This window comes from Paraburkholderia sp. (assembly GCF_024281035.1).
Taxonomy (GTDB): Bacteria; Pseudomonadota; Gammaproteobacteria; order Burkholderiales; family Burkholderiaceae; genus Paraburkholderia.
This window is the reverse complement of sequence record NZ_JAMXLH010000042.1, coordinates 1-10809: the sequence shown is the minus strand read 5'-3', so window position 1 is coordinate 10809 and position 10809 is coordinate 1. Positions and strand designations below refer to the sequence as shown.

General features: G+C 64.6%; 11 protein-coding genes. 1 reads left to right on the top strand and 10 read right to left on the bottom strand.

Annotated features, from left to right (window positions below; all coding sequences use genetic code 11):
• The 5 genes from Q0L30_RS13760 to Q0L30_RS13740 all read right to left on the bottom strand — a co-directional run.
• On the bottom strand, positions 1 to 631 hold a 631-nt coding region (locus Q0L30_RS13760), incomplete at its 3' end, for an electron transfer flavoprotein subunit beta/FixA family protein (protein ID WP_296657110.1).
• Between the two features lie 322 nt (positions 632 to 953).
• Positions 954 to 1607: a methionine ABC transporter permease gene (locus Q0L30_RS13755; protein WP_293034068.1), complete on the bottom strand. Its 654-nt coding sequence runs from the start codon at positions 1605 to 1607 to the stop codon at positions 954 to 956.
• Positions 1597 to 2631, bottom strand: coding sequence for a methionine ABC transporter ATP-binding protein (locus Q0L30_RS13750; protein ID WP_296657106.1), 1035 nt, complete (start codon positions 2629 to 2631; stop codon positions 1597 to 1599). Before Q0L30_RS13750 ends, Q0L30_RS13755 begins: the two co-directional genes overlap by 11 nt.
• 238 nt (positions 2632 to 2869) lie before the next feature.
• A complete protein-coding gene (locus Q0L30_RS13745) occupies positions 2870 to 3679 on the bottom strand; it encodes an enoyl-CoA hydratase (RefSeq protein WP_296657103.1) in 810 nt (269 codons plus the stop codon).
• Between the two features lie 151 nt (positions 3680 to 3830).
• Positions 3831 to 4757 (bottom strand): histone deacetylase family protein, encoded by a 927-nt coding sequence (locus Q0L30_RS13740; protein ID WP_296657101.1) that lies wholly within the window; start codon positions 4755 to 4757, stop codon positions 3831 to 3833.
• A 230-nt stretch (positions 4758 to 4987) separates the two neighbouring features.
• On the opposite strand from Q0L30_RS13740, the gene mltB reads away from it, so the two are divergent.
• Complete coding sequence (gene mltB, locus Q0L30_RS13735) at positions 4988 to 6337, top strand: lytic murein transglycosylase B (RefSeq protein WP_296657099.1); 1350 nt, start codon at positions 4988 to 4990, stop codon at positions 6335 to 6337.
• 119 nt (positions 6338 to 6456) lie between these two features.
• Here the strand turns inward: mltB and cysM are convergent, their stop codons facing one another.
• The 5 genes from cysM to Q0L30_RS13710 form a co-directional block, all read right to left on the bottom strand.
• Positions 6457 to 7359 (bottom strand): cysteine synthase CysM, encoded by a 903-nt coding sequence (gene cysM / locus Q0L30_RS13730; RefSeq protein WP_296657097.1) that lies wholly within the window; start codon positions 7357 to 7359, stop codon positions 6457 to 6459.
• Between the two features lie 302 nt (positions 7360 to 7661).
• Positions 7662 to 8021 (bottom strand): helix-hairpin-helix domain-containing protein, encoded by a 360-nt coding sequence (locus tag Q0L30_RS13725; RefSeq protein WP_296657094.1) that lies wholly within the window; start codon positions 8019 to 8021, stop codon positions 7662 to 7664.
• Between the two features lie 78 nt (positions 8022 to 8099).
• A complete protein-coding gene (rfaD, locus tag Q0L30_RS13720; RefSeq protein WP_296657092.1) occupies positions 8100 to 9092 on the bottom strand; it encodes an ADP-glyceromanno-heptose 6-epimerase in 993 nt (330 codons plus the stop codon).
• Between the two features lie 89 nt (positions 9093 to 9181).
• A complete protein-coding gene (gene rfaE1 / locus Q0L30_RS13715; protein ID WP_296657090.1) occupies positions 9182 to 10180 on the bottom strand; it encodes a D-glycero-beta-D-manno-heptose-7-phosphate kinase in 999 nt (332 codons plus the stop codon).
• On the bottom strand, positions 10143 to 10809 hold a 667-nt coding region (locus Q0L30_RS13710), incomplete at its 5' end, for a UDP binding domain-containing protein (RefSeq protein WP_296657087.1). The genes Q0L30_RS13710 and rfaE1, both read right to left, overlap by 38 nt.

Sequence of the window (10809 nt, the reverse complement as noted above, 5' to 3'; positions counted from 1 at the left end):
CGTCCACACCGAGGTCTTCCGGCTTGACGGTCTCAAGCGGCTTCTTCTTGGCCTTCATGATGTTCGGCAGCGTCACGTAGCGCGGCTCGTTCAGGCGCAGGTCGGTGGTGATGACCGCCGGGAGCTTGAGCGACAGCGTTTCCGCGCCGCCGTCCACTTCGCGCGATACCGTGGCCTTGCCGTCTGCGACAACAACCTTCGAGGCGAACGTCGCCTGCGGCAGGTTCGCGAGCGCGGCGAGCATCTGGCCGGTCTGGTTCGAATCGTCGTCGATGGCCTGCTTGCCGAGGATCACGAGCTGCGGCTGCTCCTTGTCGACGAGCGCCTTCAGGAGCTTCGCGACAGCCAGCGGCTGCAGGTCTTCATTCGATTCGACGAGGATCGCGCGATCCGCGCCGATCGCGAGCGCCGTGCGCAGCGTTTCCTGCGCCTGCGCGACGCCGCACGACACGGCGATCACTTCGGTTGCGACACCCGCTTCTTTCAGACGCACCGCCTCTTCCACGGCGATTTCATCGAACGGGTTCATCGACATCTTCACATTTGCGATATCGACGCCCGTGCCGTCCGACTTCACGCGGACTTTCACGTTGTAATCGACTACGCGCTTGACTGGCACAAGGACTTTCATTCACATGCTCCGAAGTTACGAATACGTCAACCTGGCGGACATTATAGCGAGCGCCCTGACGCGCGCGACTACCGCCGGCACTTTTCACGAACAACCGCTTCTGCGCCCTGGGTCGACAGTAGCGAACGGTCGTGCGATTTTAAGCCGAAAAAAACCCGGGCTTCAAGCCCGGATCCCGATTGTTATCTCTAACTGTCTCTAAAACCGGGTCCGGCATGCCGCCCTATCACCCGGCGGCGCTTACCGCGCCGCCGGACCCGCTATTGCGTACCCGACCCGTGTTTTGCGTTGTTTTCGCGTTGTTTATATGGGGAGCGACCGATTACTTGTGGCTCAGCCGCCGCACGAGCCAGTCGCCGAACGACTGCACGAGTTGCACGAACACGATCAGGATCACGACGACGATCAGCATCACTTCCGGTTCGAAACGCTGGTAGCCGTAGCGAATGCCGAGGTCGCCGAGTCCGCCGCCGCCGATCGCGCCAGCCATCGCCGAATAGCCGACGAGGGAAATAAACGTGATCGTGAGGCCCGCGACGACGCCCGGCAGCGCCTCGGGCAGCAGCACCTTGAAGACGATCTGGCGCGTGCTCGCACCCATGGCGAGCGCGGCTTCGATCAGGCCGCGGTCGACTTCGCGCAGCGCCGTTTCGACGAGGCGCGCGATGAACGGCGCAGCGGCAATCGTAAGCGGCACGACGGCGGCGGCCGTCCCGATCGACGAGCCCACCACGAGGCGCGTAAACGGAATCACGGCGACGAGCAGGATGATGAACGGCGTCGAGCGCACGGCGTTGACGATCACGCCCATCACGCGGTTCACGGCGAGGTTCTGCAGCACGCCGTCGCGATCGGTGAGATAGAGCAGCACGCCGAGCGGCAGGCCGGCAGCAGCGCCGACGACGCCCGAGATGCCCACCATCACGAGCGTCTCCCAGAACGACTGGACAAACATGTCGAACATTTCACTCAACATGGGACAGTTCCTCCACCACAACGCCCTGCTCGCGCAGCCAGCTCACCGCTTGCACCACCTTGACCGGATCGCCGCCCGCGAGCACCGCGAGCGAGCCGAACGGGCGCCCCTGGATCTCGTCGATCTGGCCGTGCAGGATCGTGAAATCGAGTTCGAAGCGGCGGATCGTCTCCGAAAGCACGGGCTGGTCGACGCCCGTGTCCGTGAACGCCAGCCGCAGCAGATGGCCGTGGCCTTTCGAGAGGCGCTCGGCCACGCGCACCTTGAGTGCGGGCGGCAGTTCCTGCGCAATGACGTCGCCGAGCAGCGCGCGCGTGACTTCGTGGCGCGGCTGCAGGAACACGTCGATGACCGGCCCCGTCTCCACGACGCGGCCCGCTTCGAGCACGGCCACGCGGTCGCAAACCTGTTTGATCACTTCCATCTGGTGCGTGATCATCACGATCGTCAGATTCAGCTCGCGATTGATCTTGCGCAACAAGTCGAGGATCGCGCGGGTCGTTTCGGGGTCGAGCGCGGAGGTCGCTTCATCGGAGAGCAGCACCTTCGGCTTGCTCGCGAGCGCGCGCGCGATACCGACGCGCTGCTTCTGCCCGCCGCTGATCTGCGACGGATAGCGGTCCTTCTGCGCGGCGAGCCCGACGAGTTCGAGCAGCGGCAGCACCGCCTCTTCGATCTGCGCGTGCTTCATGCCCGCGAGTTCGAGCGGCAACGCGACGTTGTCGAACACGGTGCGCGACGAGAGCAGATTGAAGTGCTGGAAGATCATGCCGATCTCACGGCGCGCCTCGCGCAGGGCGGCGGGCGCGAGCGACGTGAGGGTGCGGCCGTTGACGACGATGTCGCCTTCGGTGGGCCGCGTGAGCAGGTTGATGGTGCGCACGAGCGTGCTCTTGCCCGCACCGCTGCGCCCGATGATGCCGAACACTTCGCCCGGCGGAACCGTCAGATTGACGTTGTGCAGCGCCTCGACCCAGCCCGTTGGCCCGGCAAAACGCTGCGACACATTGCGTATTTCGATCATGGAAAAAACAAAACGGCGGGCGTGCCGCGCACTGTCGATGTCCGGGCGAATCGTGCGGACTCGCCGGAATCGTCGTGTGCAGGCAGACAGCCGCCGTTGCTGGTCTGAATTCAGACCGCGATTTTACCCTGGCCCGTAAAATTCCTTTTAATAATCAATTCCGATATTTTCATAACGGGGAAATATTAGAAACCCGCAGCAGGCGTGCGCGGCCACAATCTTCCGACGATCGGCCGGATCAGCGCCCGCGTCGCTCGACAAACGCCTGTACGCCGTCGAGCGCAGGGTCGGTCATCATGTTGCAGGCCATCGTCTGACCGGCCAGTTGATACGCGGCCTCGATGCCCATTTCGAGCTGCCTGTAAAAGAGCCCCTTGCCCGCCTCGACGGCCTCGCGCGACTTGGCGCAGATGCTCTTCGCGAGCGCGCTCACGGTGGCATCGAGTCCGTCCGTGGCGGCCACACGGTTCACGAGGCCCTCGCGCTGCGCCGTCGCAGCGTCGATGAACTCGCCCGTCATCAGCATCTCGAACGCCGCCTTGCGCGAAACGTTGCGCGTGAGCGGCACGGCGGGCGTCGAGCAGAAGAGGCCCAGGTTGATGCCCGACACGGCGAAGCGCGCGGTGTCGGCTGCAACGGCGAGGTCGCACATCGCCACGAGCTGGCAGCCCGCCGCGGTCGCGACGCCGTGCACGCGTGCGATCACCGGCTGCGGCATCTTCTGGATCGTCAGCATCATCTTCGAGCAGCGCGCGAAGAGTCGCGTGTAGTAGTCGTGCGACGGCGCCGCGCGCATTTCCCTGAGGTCGTGCCCCGCACAGAACGCACGCCCCGCGCCGGCAATCACGACGACGCGCGCCGCCGACGACGCAAGCGCGCTCAGCTGTTCCTGCAGCGCGTCGATGAGCGCTTCGGAGAGCGCATTGAACGCATCGGGGCGATTGAGCGTGAGCAGCACGACGCCGGGGACGCCGTAAGCGTCGTGCGTCAGTTCGACGAGCGGCAGTTCGGCGCCGGTCGTGGCCGCTGAGGACGGATGCGCGTTCATGTCGTGTCTCCTTGAATGTCGATGGTATTTTTCGCGCGCTCACCGGTCGACGGCACACGCTACGCGCAGCGCGATTCGAGCAACGCGCCTGCGCGGCAAGTCGACGTGAGGCGCCGCGCAGTGCCGCGAGGTACTACGCGTTGCCGCGCGATCAGAGATCGGCGAGCGCGCGCAGATGCGCGACTACGCTGCGGCCGAGCGCCGATAGGTTGTAGCCGCCTTCGAGGCAGCTCACGATACGGCCCTTCGCGTAGCGTTCCGCAATCATGCGCAACTGATCGGTGATCCACGCGAAGTCGTCCTCGACGAGACCCATGTTGCCGAGATCGTCCTCGCGGTGCGCGTCAAAACCCGCCGAGATGAATATCATCTCCGGCTTGAATGCGTGCAGTCGCGGCAGCCACAGCAGATCGATGGCCTCGCGCACGTCCATGCCCTTCGTGCGCGCCGCCAGCGGGATGTTGACCATATTCGGCCGCACCTCGTCGGCGCCCGAGAACGGATAGAACGGGTGCTGGAAGAAGCTGCACATCAGCACGCGCGACTCGCCCACGAATGCCGCTTCCGTGCCATTTCCGTGATGTACGTCAAAATCGATGACCGCAACACGCGAGAGTCCGTGCACTTCCAGCGCATGACGCACCGCGACGGCAATGTTGTTGAAGAAGCAAAAACCCATCGCGCGATCGGGCTCGGCGTGATGTCCCGGCGGCCGGATGCTGCAAAACGCATTCTCGTAGCGGCCCGCGATCACGGCGTCGGTGGCGGCCATCGCGGCGCCCGCGGCGCGCAACGCCGCCTGCCACGTGTGCGGATTCATCGACGTGTCCGGGTCGATCGCGGCATAGCCTTCGATCGGCGAGGTCTTGCGAATGAAGTCGATATGCGCCTGCGTATGCACGCGCAATAGAGAGGCTTCGTCTGCGAGCGGTGCGGATTCGTCGCGCTCGAACAGCGCGTCGATACGGCTTGCAATCAGTTGATCTTCGATGGCCTGCAGGCGAGCCGGACATTCAGGATGCCATTCGCCCATTTCGTGCAGCAGACAGTCGGGGTGCGAGAAAAATCCGGTTGTCATCGTTGTATTTGCCGCGGCGTGCGCGTCGCCGTGTCTCCATGCTCGGGGTGCGCCAGATTGCGCGCGAACAGCCAACACGTTACCACAGCGGCCTTTCATGACAGCACCGTGATTGCCGGAAATACACCGTTTCCCCCGCTCTTTCCGCGCTGTTTCCCCGCTCTTTCCCCCAAGGCGCTCAGGTATACTGCCCCGGATCCTCTACCCTCGCACCGACCACTCCGCTTCCCATGACGCTCAAGTCCGCTCTGTCTGCCTCCGGCCGCCTGCGAACCACGCTTACCACGCTTTTTGCCCTTGCATTCAGTACCGCGTTGCCGCTCGCGAGCGGCAACGCACACGCGCAGACGTTGCAGCACCCGCAACTCATCGTCGCGCAGGCACAGCCGCAGACGCCGGCATCGCAGGGACAGACATTCGAAGAGGAGATCGTCCCGCAGCGTTATGCGAACAATCCGACCGTCGATGCGTTCATCAACGACATGGTCGCCCGCTACGACTTCGACCCGAACGCGCTGCATGCGCTGTTCGCAAGCGCGAGCTATTCGGCGACGGCGGTCAAGCTCGTCACGCCGTCGCCCACGCCCAGCATCAAGAACTGGCGCGCATACCAGGCGCGCTTTCTCGATCCGGTGCGCATCAACGCGGGCGTGAAATTCTGGCGCGAAAACCAGGCCACGCTGCAGCGCGCGGCGGATCAGTTCGGCGTGCCGCCGGAGGTGATCGTCGGCATCATCGGCGTCGAGACGATCTACGGGCGCTACATGGGCAATTTCCGCGTGCTCGACGCGCTCACGACGCTCGCATTCGACTACCCGAACACACCGAACCGCGCCGATCGCGAAGCGACCTTCCGCAAGAATCTCGAAGACTATCTGGTGTGGACGCGCGATGCGCAGATCGACCCGTCGTCGGTGCTCGGCTCGTACACGGGCGCAATCGGCATTCCGCAATTCCTGCCGAGCAGCATCGTGCAGTACGCGGTCGATTTCGAGGGCAACAATCATATCGACTTGCGCGCAAGCAAGGCCGATGCGATCGGCAGTGTCGCGAACTATCTGAAGTCGAACGGCTGGGAGACGGGCCGCCCGGTGGTGTGGAAGATCGCCGCTGACGCGGGCAGCCAGGGCATTGCGCAGGCCGCGGCCGATGGTCAGCCGACTCCGCGCTGGCCGCTGGAACAACTGCTGCGTTCAGGGCTCTTGCTGAACGAACCGGATCTGGACATCGCAACCGAAGCGGGCACGCCCGTCACGGTGATCGATCTGCCGACGCCGGGGCGCGCGACCGAGTACATGCTCGGCCTGAAGAACTTCTATGTGCTCACGCGCTATAACCGCAGCTTCTTCTATGCGCTCGCCGTGTATCAGTTGGGGCAGCGCGTGAAGGCGCAGATGCTGGCGGCGCAGCCGAATAACGGGAATGGAACCGGGAATGGTATCGACCCGGGTAACGGTGCAGCTAACGGCGCAGGTGCGGTACCGGGAATCGGAAACGGGTCTGCGAATGGGTCTGCTGGATCGGTGAATGGCGGGAACGCACCGAAGGCCGTACCGGCACCGGGCGCGGGCCAGCAGTAACGGCGGGTCTACAGGGCGGCTGCGAGCCGCCTCGCATCACTACACATCACCTCACGTCACACGCGGCGTTGGGCGCGGGCAGCAATCGCAGCACCGCCGCCCGCACGCCGCGCGACACTTCAGGCCGGGAACACGCCCGTCGAGAGATAGCGGTCGCCGCGATCGCAGACGATGAACACGATTGTCGCGTTCTCCAGTTGACGCGCAAGGCGCATCGCCACTTCGCACGCGCCGCCCGACGAAATCCCCGCAAAAATGCCTTCAACGGAAGCCAGGCGGCGCGCCATGGTTTCGGCTGCGGCCTGGCTCACGTTCTCGACGCGGTCGACGCGGCTGCGGTCGAAAATCTTCGGCATATACGCCTCGGGCCACTTGCGGATGCCCGGAATGCGCGAGCCCTCTTCCGGTTGCGCGCCGACGATCTCGATCGCCTGGTTCTGCTCCTTCAGATACTGCGACACGCCCATGATCGTGCCGGTCGTGCCCATCGACGAAACGAAGTGCGTGATGCGGCCCTCCGTATCGCGCCAGATTTCGGGACCGGTGCCCTCGTAATGCGCGAGCGGATTGTCCGGGTTCGCAAACTGGTCGAGGATGATGCCCTTGCCGTCGCGCTGCATCTGGTCGGCCAGATCGCGCGCGTATTCCATGCCGCCCTTCACAGGCGTGAGCAGGATCTCCGCGCCGTAGGCCGCCATGCTCTGACGGCGCTCCACGGAGAGATCCTCGGGCATAATCAGCACCATCTTGTAGCCGCGCACCGCCGCGGCCATGGCGAGCGCGATGCCCGTATTGCCGCTCGTCGCTTCGATCAGCGTGTCGCCCGGCTTGATGCGGCCGCGCTCTTCCGCCTTGCGGATCATCGAGAGCGCCGGACGGTCCTTCACCGAGCCCGCCGGATTGTTGCCTTCGAGCTTGGCGAGGACGACGTTGTTGCGGGCGCGGATTTCGTCGTCCGGGAGGCGGACAAGCTGTACGAGCGGCGTGTTGCCGATCGTGTCTTCAATGGTCTTGTATGACATGGCTGAGTGCGGTCGGGCGCAATGCACAGGGCAAAGCGCAGGTAACATGATGTGTCGATTCTAAACCACACGGCACAGCAACGTAGGGGAGCCCTGACAGTGAAGCGGACAACGCACCGGCACACACACCTGCGCGCCCGCATTGCGTGATCGCGGTCTACACGTTGCACGCAAACGAAGCATTCAAAAAGCCCCGCGGCCTGGGCCGCGGGTCAACGCCGCCGAAGCGGCGCCTGAAGGAGACTAACCGTTCAGGGTTGGTGCCGTGCCTGACTGACCTGCATGAATACGCGGGCGCCGCGCTACTTCTTGACTGTCACCGTGGTCGCGGGCTGGCCGGGCGTCGCGGCTTTCGCTGGCGTTGCCTGCTTCGCCCCGCCGCTTTTGCCCGCTGGCGCATTCGCCGGCCCGAGCGACAATCCTTCGGCCTGCAAACGTTCAACGGTATGACCGCCCATGCCCTTCACGCGTTTAGCGAGATCGGCGGCGTCCTTGAACGGGCCGTGCGCGCTGCGCTCGTCGAGGATCGCTTTGGCCCGCGTGGGACCGATGCCTTTGATGCCGCGCAGGGCGTCTTCGTTGGCCGTATTGACGTCGACCGCGGCGAACGCCTGGCCGAATGCAGCGAGCAGCAAAATCGCCGCAAGTGCTTTTCTGATCATGCTGGAGCTCCCTTTAAACCGCCTGCCGACGACCATCGCCGGCAGGGAGAGTCCAGTTTAGAAAGAAGCCGCTGTGCGTTAAACCTGGCCGGACAGCCAACGTACGTAACGATCGACGCCTTCCTGCACGCTGAGGAACGGTGCGTCGTAGCCCGCGTTGCGCAGCTTCGTCAGATCGGCCTGCGTGAAGCACTGATATTTGCCGCGCAGCGCGTCGGGGAACGCGATGTACTCGATCAGACCTTGCTTCACCTGCTCGTCGAGCGTAAGCGGCGCTGCGCCTTCCATCGCGCGCAGCGTGTTGACGACCGTGCTCGCGATATCGTTGAACGGCTGCGCGCGGCCACTGCCGAGGTTGAAAATACCGCTCTTCTCGGGGTGATCGAAGAAGAACAGATTCACCTTCACGACATCTTCGACCGACACGAAGTCGCGCGTCTGCTGCCCCGCTGCGTAGCCGTTGTACTCGCCGAAGAGCTTCACGCGGCCTTCGGCGCGGAACTGGTTGAAGTTGTGGAACGCCACCGACGCCATGCGAGCCTTGTGCGTCTCGCGCGGGCCATAAACGTTGAAATAGCGAAAGCCCGCGATCTGGGTTTGCGCGGTGGGCAGCACGCGGCGGATCACCTGGTCGAACAGGAACTTCGAATAGCCGTAGACGTTCAGCGGCGCTTCCACTTCGCGGTCCTCGACGAAACGGCTCGAACCGCCGTAGATCGCCGCCGACGACGCATACAGGAACTGCGTGCGCTGCGCGAGGCACGCATCGAGGATCGCACGGCTATTACGGAAGTTGTTGTCCATCATGTAGCGGCCGTCGGTCTCCATCGTGTCCGAACAGGCGCCTTCGTGGAACACCGCGCGCACCTTGCCGAAGTCGCCGCGCGCGAAGCGCTCGACGAACTCGGTTTTGTCGAGGTAGTCGTCGATCTCGCAGTCGACGAGATTCTTGAACTTGTCGGCACGCGTGAGATTGTCGACGGCGATGATGCGGTTTTCGCCGCGTTCGTTGAGCGCCTTGACGATGTTGCTGCCGATGAAGCCGGCCGCGCCGGTCACGATGAGGGTCATGGTGTGCCTGTCAAGAAGAAGTCGTGCCCGGCACCAGCCGCGCACCCACCGCACACACGGCGCGCAAAAAGCGCACCGTGTGCGCAATATCAGTGAAAGAGTTCGTCGTAGTCGACGGTGGCCGTGCCGAGTTTGCCGACCACGATGCCCGCAGCGCGGTTCGCCAGCGCGACGCCCTGTACGAGCGGCAGGCCTGCGCCCAGCGAGACCGCAACGGTCGCGATCACCGTGTCGCCGGCACCCGACACATCATATACTTCGCGCGCATCGGCGGGCGCGTGCAGCACGCCTTCGTCGGTGAAGAGCGTCATGCCCTCTTCCGAGCGCGTGAGCAGCAGCGCGTCGAATTGCAGTTCCTTGCGCAGCTTCGTCACACGCACGCGCAGATCGTCCTCCGATTTCCACGTGCCCACGACTTCGCGCAGCTCCGCGCGGTTCGGCGTGATGACGCTCGCGCCGCGATAGCGCTCCCAGTCGTCGCCCTTCGGATCGACCAGCACCGATTTGCCCGCTGCACGCGCCATCGCGATCATCTTCGTCACGTGCGTGAGCCCGCCCTTCGCGTAGTCGGACAGGAGGACCACGTCGTGCTCCGGCAAAAGCGCGTCGAAGCGCGCAAGGCCCGCGAGCAGCACTTCGTGCGCGGGCGTGTTTTCGAAGTCCACACGCAGCAACTGCTGCTGGCGCGACAGCACACGCAGTTTGATCGTGGTGGGCAGCGCGGGATCGCGTTCGAGAAACGCGTTGACGCCGCTCTCGCCGAGCAGCTTGACGATGCACTCGCCCGGCTCGTCATGGCCGACCACGCACAGCAGGCCCGCCTGCGCGCCGAGCGCCACCGCGTTGCGCGCGACGTTCGCCGCGCCGCCGAGGCGGTCTTCCTGGCGCTGCACATGCACGACAGGCACCGGCGCTTCGGGCGAGATGCGGTTGACGTCGCCGAACCAGTAACGGTCGAGCATGACGTCGCCGACCACCAGCACGCGCGAGCGCGCGAGCTTCTCGCGCGGCACCCGCTCGATGGCGGGCGCCTGCGCCGTGGCGGCGATATCAGACTGCGGGGGTTGCGTCGGTTGCGAGCTTGGCATGCGGCCGCCCAATCGAGTAATAGTCAATGCCGAGTTCCGCCATGGCGTCCGGCTCATAGAGATTGCGTCCGTCGAAGATACGCGGCGACTTGAGCACCGACTTCAGGTAGGCGAAGTCCGGCGCCTTGAAGGCCGTCCATTCCGTCACGATCACGAGCGCGTCCGCGCCCACGAGCGCCTCGTCCTGGCTCGCGGCGAACGTCAGGCGCGCGAGCAGTTCCGGCGCGCCCTTGAGGTCGAGTGCGAACACGCGCTTCGCTTCGTCGGTTGCGATCGGATCGTACGCGGTGACCGTCGCGCCGCGCAGGAGCAGCGCCTCGATCAGGCGGCGGCTCGACGCTTCGCGCATGTCGTCGGTGTTGGGCTTGAATGCGAGGCCCCACAACGCGAAGTGCCGGCCCTTCAGGTCGTCGCCGAACGTGCCGACGATCTTGCCCACCAGCACTTCCTTCTGATCGTGGTTCACGTCCTCGACGGCTTCGAGGATACGCAGGTGCTGCCCCGATTCGGCGGCGGTGCGGATGAGCGCCTGCACGTCTTTCGGGAAGCACGAACCCCCGTATCCCGGCCCGGGATAGAGAAAGCGCTTGCCGATGCGCGAGTCGCTCCCGACGCCGAGGCGCACGGCG

What these genes read in the sequence shown, in the direction of transcription:
- Q0L30_RS13755 (WP_293034068.1), bottom strand. Translation starts at nt 1,607, where the DNA reads ATGTTGAGTGAAATGTTCGACATGTTTGTCCAGTCGTTCTGGGAGACG.
- Q0L30_RS13745 (WP_296657103.1), bottom strand. Translation starts at nt 3,679, where the DNA reads ATGAACGCGCATCCGTCCTCAGCGGCCACGACCGGCGCCGAACTGCCG.
- mltB (WP_296657099.1), top strand. Translation starts at nt 4,988, where the DNA reads ATGACGCTCAAGTCCGCTCTGTCTGCCTCCGGCCGCCTGCGAACCACG.
- Q0L30_RS13725 (WP_296657094.1), bottom strand. Translation starts at nt 8,021, where the DNA reads ATGATCAGAAAAGCACTTGCGGCGATTTTGCTGCTCGCTGCATTCGGC.
- rfaD (WP_296657092.1), bottom strand. Translation starts at nt 9,092, where the DNA reads ATGACCCTCATCGTGACCGGCGCGGCCGGCTTCATCGGCAGCAACATC.
- Q0L30_RS13740 (WP_296657101.1), bottom strand. Translation starts at nt 4,757, where the DNA reads ATGACAACCGGATTTTTCTCGCACCCCGACTGTCTGCTGCACGAAATG.
- cysM (WP_296657097.1), bottom strand. Translation starts at nt 7,359, where the DNA reads ATGTCATACAAGACCATTGAAGACACGATCGGCAACACGCCGCTCGTA.
- rfaE1 (WP_296657090.1), bottom strand. Translation starts at nt 10,180, where the DNA reads ATGCCAAGCTCGCAACCGACGCAACCCCCGCAGTCTGATATCGCCGCC.
- Q0L30_RS13750 (WP_296657106.1), bottom strand. Translation starts at nt 2,631, where the DNA reads ATGATCGAAATACGCAATGTGTCGCAGCGTTTTGCCGGGCCAACGGGC.